13 protein-coding genes are annotated in these 16,387 nt (G+C 73.1%); 9 read left to right on the top strand and 4 right to left on the bottom strand.

All coding sequences use genetic code 11. From position 1 onward, the window contains the following. Window positions 1-97: 97 nt before the first annotated feature. The 3 genes from RH94_RS29440 to RH94_RS29430 all read left to right on the top strand — a co-directional run bounded on the left by RH94_RS29440 (window position 98) and on the right by RH94_RS29430 (window position 2,953). On the top strand, window positions 98-661 hold the full coding sequence (locus RH94_RS29440; RefSeq protein ID WP_073951378.1) for a PDZ domain-containing protein: 564 nt from the start codon (window positions 98-100) through the stop codon (window positions 659-661). 139 nt (window positions 662-800) lie between these two features. Continuing rightward, window positions 801-1,928: an aminopeptidase P family protein gene (locus RH94_RS29435; RefSeq protein ID WP_073951377.1), complete on the top strand. Its 1,128-nt coding sequence runs from the start codon at window positions 801-803 to the stop codon at window positions 1,926-1,928. 74 nt (window positions 1,929-2,002) lie between these two features. Then, window positions 2,003-2,953 (top strand): aminoglycoside phosphotransferase family protein, encoded by a 951-nt coding sequence (locus RH94_RS29430; RefSeq protein WP_073951376.1) that lies wholly within the window; start codon window positions 2,003-2,005, stop codon window positions 2,951-2,953. 30 nt (window positions 2,954-2,983) lie between these two features. Here RH94_RS29430 and treZ read toward each other — a convergent pair whose 3' ends face one another. After that, window positions 2,984-4,738, bottom strand: coding sequence for a malto-oligosyltrehalose trehalohydrolase (treZ, locus tag RH94_RS29425; protein WP_073951375.1), 1,755 nt, complete (start codon window positions 4,736-4,738; stop codon window positions 2,984-2,986). Between the two features lie 172 nt (window positions 4,739-4,910). Here treZ and RH94_RS29420 point away from each other — a divergent pair, with 172 nt between their 5' ends. Further along, window positions 4,911-5,462: a DUF1707 and FHA domain-containing protein gene (locus RH94_RS29420; RefSeq protein WP_073951374.1), complete on the top strand. Its 552-nt coding sequence runs from the start codon at window positions 4,911-4,913 to the stop codon at window positions 5,460-5,462. A gap of 7 nt (window positions 5,463-5,469) precedes the next feature. Here the strand turns inward: RH94_RS29420 and RH94_RS29415 are convergent, their stop codons facing one another. From RH94_RS29415 to glgX, 3 genes are all read right to left on the bottom strand, one after another. Further along, window positions 5,470-6,711: a M14 family zinc carboxypeptidase gene (locus tag RH94_RS29415; RefSeq protein WP_073951373.1), complete on the bottom strand. Its 1,242-nt coding sequence runs from the start codon at window positions 6,709-6,711 to the stop codon at window positions 5,470-5,472. A 67-nt stretch (window positions 6,712-6,778) separates the two neighbouring features. Continuing rightward, the gene (gene treY, locus RH94_RS29410) at window positions 6,779-9,175 is read right to left on the bottom strand and encodes a malto-oligosyltrehalose synthase (RefSeq protein ID WP_073951372.1); all 2,397 of its coding nucleotides are present in this window, start codon (window positions 9,173-9,175) and stop codon (window positions 6,779-6,781) included. A gap of 192 nt (window positions 9,176-9,367) precedes the next feature. Then, window positions 9,368-11,494 carry a glycogen debranching protein GlgX gene (glgX, locus tag RH94_RS29405; RefSeq protein WP_073951371.1) on the bottom strand — a complete coding sequence of 709 codons (2,127 nt, stop codon included), beginning with the start codon at window positions 11,492-11,494 and terminating at the stop codon, window positions 9,368-9,370. 350 nt (window positions 11,495-11,844) lie between these two features. Here glgX and RH94_RS29400 point away from each other — a divergent pair, with 350 nt between their 5' ends. The 5 genes from RH94_RS29400 to RH94_RS29380 all read left to right on the top strand — a co-directional run. Next, window positions 11,845-13,083: an SAV2148 family HEPN domain-containing protein gene (locus RH94_RS29400; protein ID WP_073951370.1), complete on the top strand. Its 1,239-nt coding sequence runs from the start codon at window positions 11,845-11,847 to the stop codon at window positions 13,081-13,083. A gap of 162 nt (window positions 13,084-13,245) precedes the next feature. Then, window positions 13,246-13,959 carry a 3'-5' exonuclease gene (locus RH94_RS29395; RefSeq protein WP_073951369.1) on the top strand — a complete coding sequence of 238 codons (714 nt, stop codon included), beginning with the start codon at window positions 13,246-13,248 and terminating at the stop codon, window positions 13,957-13,959. Between the two features lie 163 nt (window positions 13,960-14,122). After that, the gene (locus RH94_RS29390) at window positions 14,123-14,377 is read left to right on the top strand and encodes a hypothetical protein (protein ID WP_073951368.1); all 255 of its coding nucleotides are present in this window, start codon (window positions 14,123-14,125) and stop codon (window positions 14,375-14,377) included. A 398-nt stretch (window positions 14,378-14,775) separates the two neighbouring features. Next, complete coding sequence (locus RH94_RS29385) at window positions 14,776-15,438, top strand: class I SAM-dependent methyltransferase (RefSeq protein WP_073951367.1); 663 nt, start codon at window positions 14,776-14,778, stop codon at window positions 15,436-15,438. A gap of 172 nt (window positions 15,439-15,610) precedes the next feature. Further along, window positions 15,611-16,387: glycosyltransferase family 2 protein (locus RH94_RS29380; protein ID WP_234426128.1), on the top strand; the 777-nt coding region annotated here is incomplete at its 3' end.

Below are 16,387 nucleotides of genomic sequence, written 5' to 3'. Positions count from 1 at the left end.
CCCCCGCCCGCCCCGCCGGCGCCCTCCCCGTGGGCTGACCCCGCCCGCCGCCGGACCGGCCGCCCCCGCCCTTCGGAGCCGATCCCATGGAACGGACATGGAACAGACAGCGCTGCGCCCCAGACCGATCCCCGGCCAGGAACCCGGCGCCACCTCGCCCGGCCCCGCCCGGCGCCCGCACGCCGCGCGCCGTCGCGGGCGCCGGCTCGCGACCCTGGCGTGCGGACTGCTCGCCGGCACGGTCCTGGTCCTGTCCGGCGTCGGCCTCGGTGCGATGGGCGCCGCCGTGACCGGCGCCGGCGGGCTCGCCGAACCACGGCGGCACCCGGGCGCACAGGAGAGCCCGGCGCGCCCGGCCCCGGCGCGCGCGATCCCGTCCGCGGCCCCCGCACCCGTGCGCCCCGCCCTCGGGGTGGAGGCGGTGGACGCCGACGGCTCCGGGGCCCGCGTGGTCGGCGTGCACGTACCCGGCCCCGGCTCCACGGCAGGCCTGGTCCGCGGCGACGTCCTCCTGTCCTTCGGCGGGACGCCGGTCGCCTCGGCGGCGGACCTCGCCCGCGCGGTCGCCCGCGCCCGCCCCGGCCAGGAGGTGCCCGTGACCGTGCGCCGCTTCGACGGCACCCACCAGCGACTGACCGTCACCCCGGGGGTGGTCACCTGACGGCCCGGACATGACCGCGACCGCCGTCGCCTCCCCCCGACCGGTTCGCGTCGCACCGCGCAGCCGGGCAGGATGCTGTCCGTAGCCTTCACCGCTGTTCCCGCTGTTCCCGCTGTTCCCGCCGTACACGGAGGCCCGGATGACCGGTACCGCGTCCGCACCCTTCACCGCCGACGACTACAGGGCCCGGATGGAGCGCGCCGCCCGGGCGGCCGGCGACGCCGGGCTGGCCGGGCTCCTGGTGGCGCCCGGCCCGGACCTGGTGTGGCTGACCGGCTACGCGCCCACCGCCGTCACCGAGCGGCTCACGCTGCTCGTTCTCGCCCCCGGACGGGACCCCGTCCTCGTCGTGCCCACCCTGGAGGCCCCGGACGCCGCCCGGGCCGTCGGCGCGCCCACCCTGGACCTGCGCGACTGGACCGACGGCACGGACCCCTACGCCGTCACGGCCGGCCTGCTCGACGGCGACGGCCGGTTCGGCATCAGCGACAACACCTGGGCCATGCACCTGCTCGGCCTGCAGAAGGCGCTGCCCGGCACCTCCTACGCCTCTCTCACCGAGGCCCTGCCGATGCTGCGCGCGGTGAAGGACGAGGCCGAGGTGGAACTGCTCGCGGCGGCGGGAGCGGCCGCCGACGCCGCGTTCGAGGAGATCCGGAAGACGCCGTTCGCCGGCCGCCGCGAGTCCGAGGTCGGCGCCGACCTCGCCGGCCTGCTGCGCCGCTTCGGACACTCCCAGGTCGACTTCACCATCGTCGGCTCCGGACCCAACGGCGCCAACCCGCACCACGAGGTGGGCGACCGCGTCATCGAGCGCGGTGACATGGTCGTCCTCGACTTCGGCGGCCTGAAGGACGGCTACGGCTCCGACACCACCCGCACCGTGCACGTCGGCGAGCCCACCGACGAGGAGCGGCGCGTGCACGACATCGTCCGCGAGGCCCAGGAGGCCGGCTTCCGGGCGGTGCGTCCCGGCGTCGCCTGCCAGGAGGTCGACCGGGCCGCCCGCGCGGTCATCGAAGCGGCCGGGTACGGCGAGTACTTCATCCACCGCACCGGCCACGGCATCGGCGTCACCACGCACGAGCCGCCGTACATGATCGAGGGAGAGGAGCAGCCCCTCGTACCCGGCATGTGCTTCTCCGTGGAGCCCGGCGTCTACCTGCCCGGCCGCTTCGGAGTGCGCATCGAGGACATCGTCACCGTCACGGAGGACGGCGGCCGCCGCCTCAACGACACGACCCGCGAGATGGTGACAGTGGACTGACCGACGGACGACACCCGCCCCCATCGACCCGAACGACCGACCCGAACGACCGACCGGAACGACACGGCGCGACGATGACCCAGGCACCGACACCCACCGCGGACACCGTCCGCCGGCTGGTCCGCACCCTGATCGAGGACGGCCTCCAGGACAGGGCCGGCACCGCCGCCGGACCCGAGGTCCGGCCCGTCGTCGAGGGCGGCGGGCACTCCACGTGGTGGGTCGGCGCCCGCCATGTGCTGCGCCTGGCCCCCGACCGCGAGGCCTCGGTGCGCCAGCGCCGCGAACTGCGCCTGCGCGACCTGGTCCGCCCGCACCTGAGGATCGCCCTCCCGGTCAGCGTCGCGCACGGCGAGTGGGCGCCGGGCCTGACGTACACGCTGGACACCAGGATCACCGGCGGCACGGCCGGCGAGCACGACGTGTCCGCCGTCGGCGAGGACGACCTGGCCGGACTGTTCACGGGGCTGCGCGAGGTGCCCGCCCGCCAGGCCGAGGCCCTCGGTGTGCCGCGCACCGCCCCGCGTTCCCTGGGGGCGCTGCGCCGCATGGCCGTGCGCAGCGCCGAACGCCTCGGAGCCGCCGACGAGTTCGACCCCGCGCGGATGACCCAGTTCACCGCGCCCGCCGCGGCCCAGCTCGTCGCCCAGCGCGGCACCGCCGTGCTCGTCCACCACCACCTCGGCGGCGAACACCTGGTGGTGAGCGCCGACGGCCGCGTGCGCGGAGTCCTGGACTGGACCGACGCGGTGGTCGGCGACCCCGCCGAGGACATCGCCGGCCTCGCCGCCGCCGTCGGCTCCCCGGCCGCCGTGCGCGCCGCCACCCTGGCCGGCTACGGCGCCCGGCCCTGCCTGCGCGGCCTGTGGCTGGCCCGCTGCGACACCGTGATCCGCCTCGCCGACCGCCTCGAGGGCCACGACGGCGGCCCGCTGCCGCTCCTCAGGTCCCAGCTGCGCCACGCCTGGGAGACGATCATGCTGGAGCGCGTCACGGAGTTCCGGAACGGCAGCGAGGAACCGTAGCGAGGAACCGTAGCCGCCCCGGGGCCGCGCTCAGTGCTGCACCAGCACCGCGCACGACTGCCCGGGCACGCGCAGCAGCCCGTCCGGGCCGGGCGCCGCCACCGGTTCCCAGGCGACCAGCACCTCGGCCGGGCGGGAACCCAGGGGGATGGCCGCCGGCTCCTCGCCGAGGTTGACCGCCACGAGCACGTCCCCGCGCCGGAAGGCGAGCCAGCGGGCGTCCTCGTCATGGGCCACCTTGGTGTCCGCGAGATCCGGGTCGGTGAGGTCCGGCTGCTCGCGGCGCAGCGCGATCAGCCGCCGGTACCAGGCCAGCACGCGCGCGTGCGGCTCCCGCTCCGGCTCGGACCAGTCCAGGCAGGACCGGTCCCGGGTCGCCGGATCCTGAGGGTCGGGCACGTCCTCGGCAGCCCAGCCGTGCGCGGCGAACTCCCGCCGCCGGCCCTGCCGCACGGCCTCGGCGAGCTCCGGGTCGGTGTGGTCGGTGAAGAACTGCCACGGTGTGGTGGCCGCCCACTCCTCGCCCATGAACAGCATCGGCGTGAACGGCGCGGTCAGTGTCAGCGTGGCCGCGCAGGCCAGCAGCCCGGGGGAGTCCGCGAGCAGCATGGACAGACGGTCGCCCCGGGCCCGGTTGCCGACCTGGTCGTGGGTCTGGCTGTAACCGAGCAGCCGGTGCCCGGCCACCCGGGTGCGGTCCAGCGGACGGCCGTGGTGGCGGCCGCGGAAGCTGGAGTACGTCCCGTCGTGGAAGTAGCCGCCCATGAGCGTCTTGGCGACCGCCGCGAGCGGGGCCCGTCCGAAGTCGGCGTAGTAGCCCTGGGACTCGCCGGTCAGCGCCGAGTGCAGCGCGTGGTGGAAGTCGTCGTTCCACTGGGCGTGCAGACCGAGGCCGTTCCGCGTGCGCGGGGTGACGAACCGCGGGTCGTTCAGGTCCGACTCGGCGATCAGGAACAGCGGGCGGCCCAGGTCCGCCGAGAGCGCGTCCACGGCCGTGGACAGCTCCTCCAGGAAGTGGCACGCGCGCGTGTCCACCAGCGCGTGCACCGCGTCCAGGCGCAGCCCGTCGATCCGGTAGTCGCGCAGCCACGCCAGCGCGCTGCCGACCAGGAAGGCCCGCACCTCGTCCGAGCCGGGCGCGTCCAGGTTGACGGCGGCGCCCCAGGGGGTGTGGTGGGTGTCGGTGAAGTACGGCCCGAACCGCGGCAGGTAGTTGCCGGAGGGGCCCAAGTGGTTGTGCACCACGTCCAGGACCACGCCCAGCCCCAGCCCGTGCGCCCGGTCGACGAAGCGCTTCAGCCCCTCCGGCCCGCCGTACGGCTCGTGCACCGCCCACAGCGAGACGCCCTCGTACCCCCAGCCGTGCCGCCCGGGGAACGGGCACACGGGCATCAACTCCACGTGTGTGACGCCCAGTTCCACCAGATGCTCCAGCCGCTCGGCGGCCGCGTCGAAGGTGCCCTCACGCGTGTACGTGCCGACGTGCATCTCGTAGAGCACCGCCCCGGGCAGCGGACGTCCGCCCCACGCACCGGAGCGCCACGCGTACCGCCCGTGCTCGACGACGGCGCTCGACCCGTCCGGGCCGTCCGGCTGCCGCCGCGAACGCGGGTCCGGCAGCACCGGACCGCCGTCCAGCGCGAACCCGTACCGCGAGCCGTCGCTCGCCTCCGCCTCACCGGTCCACCACCCCGCCCGCTCCGGATCGCGCTCCAACGCGCGCGTGGCGCCGTCGCACTGGAGCGTCACCCGGCCGGCCTGCGGTGCCCACACCTCGAACTGCACGGACGGTTCCCCTTCGTCTGCTCACCGTGATGATCCCGTCCATCGTCCTCCATCCGAGATCAGTCCGCTTTTGAATCCTCCCTTTTGCGGCGGGTGTCGCCGGGTCCGCCCCGCGGGGCGACGTTTCGGAGTCTTCTGGACACCCGCGGTCCACTGACCGACAATCACCACCGTGACGTCGTCCTCCGAATTCCATATCTCACCCGCGCGGCTGTCCGACGCGGAGCGCGACAAGGCGCTGAGGATCCTGCGTGACGGCGTCGCGATGGGCCGCCTGTCGCACGACACGTTCGTGCGCCGCATGGAGCTGGCCCTGACCGCCCGCAGTTCGGAGGAGCTCGCCGCGCTCACCTCCGACCTGCGCACCGAGGGCCGGCTGTCCCGGCTGGTGTTCGGCACGGTCGAGGCGGTGTCCGGTTTCCCCGTACGGCTGCGCAGGGCCTGGCAGGCCGAACGGCTGCCCAAGCTGCTCCTGCCGCACCCCGGCAGCGGCCACCCGCTGCGCATAGGGCGCGATCCGGCCAGCGGTCTGAGACTGACCCACGAGACGGTCTCCCGGGTCCACGCCGAGCTGCGTCACCAGGGCGGCATGTGGGTGCTGCGCGACCTCGGCTCGACCAACGGCACGACCGTCAACGGGCGGCGCGTGATCGGCGCGGCCGTCGTACGCGAGGGCGACCAGGTGGCCTTCGGCCAGGTGTCGTTCCGGCTCTCGGCACCCTGAGCCCACCTCACCCCGGCATCCCCCGGGTCTGGAGCACCGCCGCCACCACGGTCCGGCTCTGGTGCTCGACCTGGTGCTCCAACGGCACCCACCGCGCCCCGAACCGCTCCGCGAAGGCCTCGCTCCACACCGTCACCAGCCGTTCCAGCTCCGGCGCGGCACGGTCGTCGGCCTCGCGCAGCACCCGCAGCAGCATCGCCGCGGCCCGCAGCGGCAGGCGGCGGCCGAACGCGTCCACGCTGCCGACGTACGCCGCCGTCGTGTCGGCCGGCGGAGTGCCGATCCAGTCGGCGGCCAGTCCCGGCACCAGGCTCAGCCCCCACTTCGCCGCCCGCAGCAGCGGTCCGTTGGCGCCGTGCAGACGGGGCAGGGCGTCGGCGAGCACCAGATCCACCTCGTGGGCGTCCCGCAGCAGCCGGTGCGCGAGCCGCCGTATCGCCGCCGCCGGGGCGGGGTGCGGGGCCGGATCGTCCACCAGGTCGCTCGCCCACATCGGCACCTCCACGACCGCGGTCATGCCGCCGTAGCGGTGCGTGCGGTACCAGGTGCTGTGCCGGGCGTCGTCCGGCAGGCTCGGATACGCCGGCCCCGAGCCGGGCCCCGGCATCACCCGCACCCCGGGCCCGGAGACGGGCCAGCCCGCCGCGTCCGAGGCGCCGGTCTCCACGGGGATGTTGAGCCGGGCCGCCGACTTGCCGAAAGGTTCCGCCAGCCCCGGCACGTCCCTGGTCAGCTGCACCCAGCTGCCGCCCAGATCGGTGCCGTGCAGCGTCACCTGGAGGTAGGGCCGCAGCGCGTCGATGACGCCGGTCAGCACGCGTGTCTCGGGCGGCAGCCGGTCGGGCGGCAGCACGGCGGGCGACCACTCCGGCTGTTCGGGTCCGGCCGGCCGGAAGAAGCCGAGGTGGTAGTCGAGCAGGCTGCGCGGGGCCGGGGCGACGTGCAGACTCGCCCCGTCCGGGTCCGCGCACAGCAGGAAGTGCCAGGAGGTGCCCGCCCGCAGCGCCGGTTCACGCAGCACGCGGTGGGCGAGGGCGAGCAGGGTGGAGCCCCCGGTGGGCTCGTTGGCATGGGCTCCGGCGACCACCAGCACGGCACGCCGCGCGCGCCCGACGGACAGCAGGTGCAGCGGTCTGCCCGCGCGGGAGAGACCGACCTCCCTCAGGACGCACAGACCCGGCCGGTACGCGGCCAACGCACGTGCGGAGGCGACCAGTTCGAGAACGCTCGGGTAGCGCTGCTCCAGCAAGCAGACTCACCCCCGACCTGTCCGCTCTGCTCGGCATTTCGCAGTACCCCACGGACTGCCCGGCCTGTCAAGCGATCCGCTCCAGCAGCGCCACCGGAAGCCGCTCGAAGAGCTGCTCCACGCGCGCGTGCCCCTCGAACTCCCGCCCCGGCGTGACCGCATCCGCCCACCGGCCCGGCGGCAGGGGCAGCCGGGTGCCGCGCCAGCCGCCCGCCTCCGCCAGCCGCAGCGACAGCCGGGTCACGGCGGTGACCACCTCTCCGGAGCGGACGAACGCCGCGCAGTGGTCCGCCGCCGGCCCCTCGGCGGGCAACGGGGCGTACGCCGCCGTCTCGCCGAAGACCTCCGGCCGACGCGCCCGCAACCGCAGCGCCGCCACCGTCACCGCCCCCTTCTCGCCCGCGTCGACGGGAGGGAACCGCACCGGACGCCGGTTGTCCGGGTCCACCAGCGCCCGGTACTCGCCCTCGGTGCCCTGGTAGACGTCCGGCACGCCCGGCATCGTCAGGTGCACCAGGGCCGTCCCCAGGACGTTCGCCCGGACGTGCGGCTCCAGCACGCTCCGGAGGGCGGCCACCCGCTCGGCCGGCGCCCCGCACGGCCCCTCGGTGACGAAGCGCTCCACCGCCTCCTCGTAGGGCGGCTCCTGCTCCGTCCAACTGGTGTGGAGGCCCGCCTCGCGCACGTGCTTCAGCAGGGCCCGCCGCACCCGTTCGCCGTACCGTTCCCGATCGCGTTCCCCGCCCCGCTCCCCGTCCGCCGGACCGAGGCCGAACACCGTCTGCCAGGCCGCCCACGCCAGTTGGGCGTCCGGCGCGCCCGCCCCGCTCCCGCTGCCGGACACCTCGGCCAGCACCTCCGCCCACCGCTCCGGGCACTCGGTCAGCACCGCCAGCGCCGCCCGTACGTCGGCGCTGCGCTTGGTGTCGTGCGTGGAGACCACCGTCCCGGTGGCCGGCCAGTCGCGCTGCAGGCGCGCGCAGTACGCGTGGAAGTCCTCCGGGGACACCGCCGGGTGCCCCGGGTCGCCGCCGACCTCGTTGGCCGACAGCAGCGGCACGTACCGGTAGTACGCGGTGTCCTCCACGGACTTGGCGCGCAGCGCGGACGCGGCCTGCGCGAACCGGGTGCGCAGCTCCACGGCGTCGGGTCCGTCCCCGGCCCGCCCGATCACCAGGTCCCGTACGACGTCGACGGCCTCGCCCTCCTCCGGCACCACGAACGCGAGCCGGGCCTCCTCGGCGGCCGCCCCGGTGACCACCGAGGCCGCGTCCACGGAGGCGTACGGCCGGTAGACCCCGAGGCGGACCAGCAGCTCCCGCAGCGCGGTGCGCAGCGCCCAGGGGGCGCGGTCGCGCAGCGCCGGGTCCGGCGAGGTGGTACACACCCGGCTCGTCACGCGGGTCAGCCGCTCCGTCTCGGCGGCCAGCTCGTGCGTGATCACCTGGTGGGCCGCCCGCCGCACCGTCGCCTCCCAGTCGCCGCCGCGGTCGGGCCGCGGGGCGGCGTACCGCCGGTACCGGCCGAGCAGTTCGTCCGCCCCCGCCGGGTCGGTGAACAGGCCGTCGACGTGCCGCAGGGCGTCGTAGCCGGTGGTGCCGGCGACCGGCCAGGCCGCCGGCAGGTGCTCGCCGTCGGAGAGGATCTTCTCCACCACCGTCCAGCACCCGCCCGTCGCCTCGTGCAGCCGTTCGAGGTAGCCGTCCGGGTCGGCGAGCCCGTCGGGGTGGTCGATCCGCAGCCCGTCGATCACGCCCTCGCGCAGCAGCCGCAGGATCTCGGCGTGGGTCGCCTCGAACACCTCCGGGTCCTCCACCCGCACCCCGATCAGCTCGGAGATGCTGAAGAACCGCCGGTAGTTCAGTTCCGTACGGGCCAGCCGCCACCACACCGGCCGGTACCACTGCGCGTCCAGCAGCTCCGGCAGGGGCAGCCCCCCGGTGCCCTCCCGCAGCGGGAAGACGTGGTCGTAGTAGCGCAGGACGTCGCCGTCCGCCTTCAGCTCGCCGATCTCCTTGCCGACCGGCCCGCCGAGCACCGGCAGCAGCACCTTGCCGCCCTGGGCCTCCCAGTCGATGTCGAACCAGCGCGCGTACGGTGACGCCGGCCCCTCCCGCAGCACCTCCCACAGGGCGCGGTTGTGCCGCGGCGCCATGGCCATGTGGTTGGGCACGATGTCCACGACCAGGCCGAGCCCGTGCTCCCGCGCGGTGCGCGACAGCGCCCGCAGTCCCTCCTCGCCGCCGAGCTCGTCACGCACGCGCGTGTGGTCCACGACGTCGTAGCCGTGCGGGGAGCCCGGCACGGCCTGCAGGACGGGGGACAGGTGCAGGTGGGAGACGCCGAGCGACGCCAGGTACGGCACGGCCCGTGCGGCGGCCGCGAACGGGAACCCGGGCTGGAGCTGGAGCCGGTAGGTGGCCGTGGGCACGGAGCGGGCGGGTGCGGGGCGCTCGGAGGTCATGGAAAGCTACGTACCCGCCCGGCGGCCTTTCGTGTCCCCCGTCCGCCCCGTGCCCGCGCTTCACCCGTCCGCCGTGTGCCCGGGCCCCCCACCCGTCCGCCGTGTGCCCGCGCCCCGCCCGGGCGGGCCCGTCCACGCCCTCACCCGGGCGGGCGACCGCCCAAGGCGTGCCCTCGCCCGAACGGGTGACCCCTAGGCCGGCCGCTGGAGAACGGTCAGGCTGCGGTCCTTAAGGGTCAGCCGGTCCCCGGCCCGCACCTTCGGGCCAGTGCCGGGCGGGACCGGGTCCGTGCGGGCCGTGTCGACCACCACCTGCCACTGCCGCCCGTGATCGACCGGCACGACGAAGTCGAGCGGCTTCGGCGCGGCGTTGAACAGCAGCAGGAAGGAGTCGTCGGTGATCCGCTCCCCGCGCGTACCGGGCTCCGAGATCGCGTTGCCGTTGAGGAACACGGTCAGCGCGGAGGCCCGCGCCGAGTCCCAGTCCTGCTGGGTCATCTCCCGGCCCTCGGGGGTGAACCAGGCGATGTCGGACAGGTCGTCGTGGGTGCCCTCCACCGGCCGCCCGTGGAAGAAGCGGCGTCGGCGGAACACCGGGTGGTCCCGGCGCAGCGCCGCCATCGCCCGTACGAAGGCCTGCGGCCCGCCGCCCGGCTCCGGCTCGCCGGACTCCTCCGGCCAGCGCACCCAGGCGAGCTCGTTGTCCTGGCAGTAGGCGTTGTTGTTGCCCCGCTGGGTGCGGGCGAACTCGTCGCCGTGGCTGATCATGGGCACGCCCTGGGACAGCATCAGCGTCGCGACGAAGTTGCGCATCTGCCGGGCCCGCAGCTCGAGCACGCCGGGGTCGTCGGTCTCGCCCTCCACCCCGCAGTTCCAGGACCGGTTGTGGCTCTCGCCGTCCCGGTTGTCCTCGCCGTTGGCCTCGTTGTGCTTGTGGTGGTACGACACCAGGTCGTGCAGGGTGAAGCCGTCGTGGCAGGTGACGAAGTTGATCGAGGCCAGCGGGCGGCGGCCGTCGTACTGGTAGAGGTCGGAGGAGCCGGTCAGCCGGGAGGCGAACTCCGCGAGCGCCCGCGGCTCGCCCCGCCACAGGTCCCGGACGGTGTCGCGGTACTTGCCGTTCCACTCGGTCCACAGCGGCGGGAAGTTCCCCACCTGGTAGCCGCCCTCGCCCACGTCCCAGGGCTCGGCGATCAGCTTCACCTGGGAGACCACCGGGTCCTGCTGCACCAGGTCGAAGAACGACGACAGCCGGTCCACCTCGTGGAACTGCCTGGCCAGGGTCGCCGCCAGGTCGAAGCGGAAGCCGTCGACGTGCATCTCGGTGACCCAGTACCGCAGCGAGTCCATGATCAGCTGGAGCACGTGCGGGGACCGCATGAGCAGCGAGTTCCCGGTGCCCGTGGTGTCCATGTAGTAGCGCGGGTCGTCGGTGAGCCGGTAGTAGCGGGGGTTGTCGATGCCCTTGAAGGACAGCGTCGGCCCCAGGTGGTTGCCCTCGGCGGTGTGGTTGTAGACGACGTCGAGGATGACCTCGATCCCGGCCTCGTGCAGCGCGCGGACCGCCGACTTGAACTCCAGCACCTGCTGGCCGCGGTCGCCCCAGGAGGCGTAGGCGTTGTGCGGGGCGAAGAAGCCGATCGTGTTGTAGCCCCAGTAGTTGTTCAGGCCCATGTCCACCAGGCGGTGGTCGTTCACGAACTGGTGTACGGGCATCAGCTCCAGCGCGGTGACGCCCAGCTCGGTCAGGTGTTCGATGATCGCCGGGTGGGCGAGCGCCGCGTAGGTGCCGCGCAGCTCCTCGGGCAGCCCCGGGTGGAGCATGGTGAGGCCCTTGACATGGGCCTCGTAGATCACCGTCTCGTGGTAGCCGCGCCGGGGCGGCCGGTCGTCGCCCCAGTCGAAGTACGGGTTCACCACGACCGACGTCATCGTGTGCGGCGCCGAGTCCAGGTCGTTGCGCCGGCCGGGGTCGTCGAAGTGGTAGCCGTACACCTCCTCCCCCCACCGGATCGAGCCGCTGATCGCGCGCGCGTACGGGTCGAGCAGCAGCTTCGCGGAGTTGCAGAGCAGCCCGCGCTCCGGGGCGTACGGGCCGTGCACCCGGAACCCGTACCGCTGCCCCGGCATGACGCCGGGCACGTACGCGTGCCGGACGAACGCGTCGCTCTCCCGCAGCTCCACCGCGGTCTCCGAGCCGTCGTCGTGCAGCAGACACAGCTCTACTCGGTCCGCGGCCTCCGTGAAGACCGCGAAATTGGTACCGGCGCCGTCGTACGTGGCACCGAGTGGATACGCCTCTCCAGGCCAGACCTGCATGGATACGACTCTTTCAGGTGTGCGGCGCCGCTGGTGGTCCCTTGGACCCGAGTCTCCCCGAAAGTGAGACACCCGCCCACGACCCGGCGTGCTCGTGCGGACGGGGTATTCGGGTACCCCCGTGACTCATGGAGAAAGGGGGAAGATCTACGCACAGGAGTGCGCCGCCCGTCAACGCCACGGCTATGAATCCGATCACTCCACCGGCTCCGGACGGTCGGAACAAGCGCACACAGTGGGGAAGTTGGGAAACGAGCTGTCCATCCGGCTGCACCGCGCGCCGCTCCCGGAGTACCCTTCCTTGATCGTTGGGACGGGGAGTGCCCGGGGGAGTGGAAGGCGGTGCGCGGGTGGGCTCGGGAGGCCTGGAGCTGCCCCCTGGTGACGGAGGTCATGAGGGGGACTCCACAGACGTCCCGCCCGGCGCGGTGACCCTGGCCCGGCCGATGGGCGCGGGTGCCATCGGGCCGGAGCTGGACTGGGACGCCGACGCCTGGCGCGAGGTGCGTACGCGCGCCCAGCGGGCCGGCCGGGCCTACATATGGCTGAACCTCGTCGAGCAGCGGCTGCGCGCCGTCGTGGCCGCCGTCCTGCGGCCCGTCTACGAACCCGTCCACGGCGACGACTGGGTGGTGGCCGCGGCCGGACCGGCCGGCCAGGAGTGGGCGCAGCGGGCGGTCGCGGTACGCGAAGTCAGCCGCCGCAAGGGCTACTTGCTCGACCCGGCCGACGACAACGTGATCAGCTTCCTCACCCTGCCGCAGCTGCGCGAGCTGATGGTGCAGCACTGGCCGTGCTTCGAGCCGTACATCGACGAGCGCCGGGACGTCGAACTCGCCCTGGACGAGCTGGAGGTGACCCGCAACGTCGTCTCCCGCAACCGGGCCCTGTCCGAGGCCGTGCTGGCCCAGGCCGAGCGCGCCTCCGCACGGCTGCTGGAGATCCTCGGCACGGGCGGCGACGTGCCCTCCGCGCGGCGGCTGCCGGTGGACGCGGTGGAGGACCTGGTCGGCGACCGGTACGCGGACGTGGTCGCGGTGCATCCGGACCGGGTGCGGCTGCTGCGCCGGTTCCCGGCCGAGGACATCTTCGGCGGCGCCCGCCGCCTGGACGCCATCGGCATCGGGCTGAACCTGCTCGTGCAGAACTTCTCCGGCCGCCGCCTGGTCCGGCTCGCCGAGTCCGGCTCCCGGGTGCGGCTGCTGTTCCTGAACCCGGCCTCCAGCGCCGTGAAGCGGCGCGAGCGCGAACTCGGGCTCAAGCGCGGTGAGCTGAGCCGCTCGGTGGAGATGAACATCCTGCACATGCGGCGGGTGCGCTCCCGGCTGCGCGACCCGGGTGCCTTCGAGATCCAGGTCTACGACGAGACGCCCCGCGCCACCGCCTACCTGGTGGACGGCGACGGCTCGGACGGCATCGCGGTCGTGCAGTCCTACCTGCGGCGCGCCCGGGGCATGGAGACGCCGGTGTACGTCCTGCGCAACGGCACCAAGGTGGTCAAGTCGGACGAGATCGACGAAGGCGGGCTCTTCTCCGCCTATCGCGAGGAGTTCGAGCTGATGTGGGCGGATTCACGCCCGGTGTCCTGAATCGCCCTCGGTCTCCGGGGTCTCCCGGGCCTTCAGGGTCTCTCGGGTCCTCGGGGTCTCCCGGTCCTCCGGGCGGAAAGCGGAACGCGGTCCTCGGATTGTCAGTGGCGCATGCGATCGTGGAGACCACTGGGGGAAAGCACCACCGAGGAGGGGGCCGCCATGAGCTGGCACCGGGAGCCGCTGATCGGCTTCGACCTGGAGACCACCGGGACCGATATCGAGACCGACCGGATCGTCACCGCGGCGGTTGTGACCGTTGACCCGGCCGAGCGGCTTCCCGAAGCCCGCACCTGGCTGCTCGATCCAGGGGTGACCATCTCCGAGGAGGCGACGGCGATCCACGGCATCTCCACGGAACACGCCCGCCTGCACGGGGAACCGGCCGCCTCCGCGATCGAGGAGATCACGTCCGCGGTCAGTGAAGTGCTGAACTCGGGCACCCCGCTGGTGGTGATGAACGCGCGGTACGACCTCTCGCTGCTGGACCGCGAATGTCGCCGACACGGGATAGAGCCGCTGGTCGAGCGGTTGCGTGGCGGGATATCGCCCATCATCGACCCCTTGGTCCTGGACAAGTACGTGGATCGCTACAGAAAGGGGAAGCGGAACCTCCGGGCGCTCTGTGAGCACTACGGCGTACAGCTCGACGACGCGCACAACGCGGTCGCGGACGCAGTGGCTGCGGCCCGTACCGCCCGACGCATGGGGGAGAAGCACTCGGCCATAGGGGGGGTGGCACCGGTGGATCTCCACGACCTCCAGGTTCGTACGGCAGCCGAGCAGGCGGCATCGCTGCAGAGATACCTCCGACGCACCTCGAACCCCGAGGCGACGGTCGAGCCGGCCTGGCCTGTCGTCCCCCATGGCCGCTGATCGCAGCAGTCACCCACTGCCCGCGCGGCTCTTCGGGTCTCGGCAGTGATCCTCAAGGGAGTGCACGCTGCCCGCGAAGCGGGGCAGCGGTACCGGCAAGCACCTCGCCAAAGGCGCGCTCCTGAGCGACCTGCCCGGGGGAGCCAGGAAGGGTGAGGTACCGATGACGCACTCCGCAGGCCCGCCGCCGCGCGGGCGCCGCCGCCCGGACCTGCGGCACTGGCTGAGACCCCAGAGTTCGCGGTTGCTCGTCTTCGGCATGTGCTTTGCCGTCGGCGGGCTCGCCGGAGGGGTGCGCTCTGCGCTGGACGGGAAGGGAATCCGGACGATCCTCGGCACCTTCGGCCTGGGGATCTTCGGCGTGCTCGTCGTTGTGAGCTATTTCGTCAACTACGAGGACCGGCGAGGCCGCCGCTGAATCGCTTGAAAGTTCGATACGGCCGACGCGTGACGGCCCCATGACAGTCCAAGGGTGGAACATGACTGCCCACGGTACGAAACACCGCTGGCAGCGAGCTTGGGCACCGGAAGAGAGTGCACCGAGCCCCCACCTGGCCGGGTGGGGGCTCGGTGACCGTGGGCTCAGGCGGAGTCGAAGAAGAGAACCATCAACAGCCGGACCACCGGCGCGGTGGGCATGGGTGGCCTTCTGATGTGTGGGCGGTGGTCGGCTCCGGGACGGCTAGTGCCGCATCAGGCAGCCTTCGCCCTGCTGGCTGGATCGCCTCCATCGCGCCACAGGAGCGTGCCCTGCGGGTTGTCGCCGGTGCCGCACTGGGCGGGACGGGAGGCGACACGATCGGTAGGGTCGCGGCCATGGACAGCGATGAGGATGCCCTTTTAAGGGAGCAGATCGCCTACTACCGGGCCCACGCGGGCGGATACGACCGGCCCTATGCCGAGCGCAAAGAACTGCGGGAGTTGCTGGCTATGGCGAACAACCTCCCGATCGTCGGGGACGTGCTGGAGTTGGCTTGCGGAACGGGCCAGTGGACCGGGGCGCTCGCTGCTCGGGCGCGCTCTGTGACCGCCGTCGACGTGTCGGACGAGACGCTCGGTATTGCGCGTGCGCGGGTTGCTTCCCCCAACGTCCAGTTCGTCCAGGCCGACCTGTTCACCTGGCGGCCTCCGCGCCGCTACGACACCGTGTTCCTCGCCTTCTGGCTCTCCCACATCCCGCCGTCCCGCCTACCGGACTTCTGGAACGCCGTCGCCGGTGCGCTCGCACCGAACGGCAAAGCCATCTTCATCGACGATGGCCCCGCAGAGGCCGCCCGCGAGGAAGTTCTCGCCCAGCAGCCCATCCCTGCGGTACTGCGCCGACTCGACGACGGTAGCCCGTATCGCATCGTGAAGGTCTTCCACGACGCTGACGAGCTCACGGACAAGCTCGCCGCGCTGGGGTGGTCAGCCGATGTCCGGACCGTGGGCGGCAGCTTCATCCTCGGCACCGCGGAACCGCTGGCCAACCCCGGCTGACAGGCAACAAAAGCGGCTGCATCCGGAACCACGTGGCGAGGATGCAATCCCGGACGGTGCGGAATTGCCACGCTGCCAACACCCGCTTGCGCGAGGTCGTCAACAGGGCGAACGTCGCCTGATGCGGCACTAGCATCACCGGCACCGGAGTCGAGGAACGGGGAGTTCAACCGTGCGTCACCCGCGCGTAGGCGTCGCCATCCTGACCATGGGCACGCGGCCCGCCGAGCTGGCCGACCTTCTTGCATCGGTCGCCGGGCAGGACACGCCCGCCGCGCGGGTGGTGGTCGTCGGCAACGGTGCGCCGCTGCCGCCCCTGCCCGAGGGGGTCACCGGGGTCGAACTGCCGGAGAACCTGGGGATCTCCGGTGGCCGGAACGCCGCCCTGGCCCGGCTGCGGGAGTTCGGGGATGTCGATGTGGTGGTGGACCTGGACGATGACGGGCTGCTGATCAGTTCGGACGTCTTCACCCGGCTCACGGAGCTGTACGCGGCGGACGAGCGGCTGGGCATCGTCGGTTTCCGCATCGCCGACGAGCGAGGCCGCACCCAGCGCCGCCACGTCCCGCGCCTGCGCGCATCGGATCCGATGCGGGGCGGGCTGGTGACGACGTTCCTGGGCGGCGGACACGGGCTGTCCATGCGGATGCTGGACCAGATCGGCGGCTGGCCCGAGACGTTCTTCTACGCCCACGAGGAGACCGACCTGGCCTGGCGTGCGCTGGATATGGGCTGGAAGGTGCTCTACGAGCCGGAGCTGGTGCTCCGGCATCCGTGGACGTCGCCGACCCGGCACGCCGTCTTCCACCGCATGGTCGCCCGCAACCGGGTCTGGCTCGCCAAGAGGCACCTTCCCGCCCTCTTCGTCCCCGTCTACCTGGGCGTCTGGACCGGAGTGACCGTGGCCCGCACGCGATCGGCTGCGGGGCTGCGGGCCTGGTTCGGCGGG

The organism is Streptomyces kebangsaanensis (genome assembly GCF_001906585.1).
GTDB classification, from domain to species: domain Bacteria; phylum Actinomycetota; class Actinomycetes; order Streptomycetales; family Streptomycetaceae; genus Streptomyces; species Streptomyces kebangsaanensis.
This window is presented reverse-complemented; position numbering and strand designations above follow the sequence as displayed.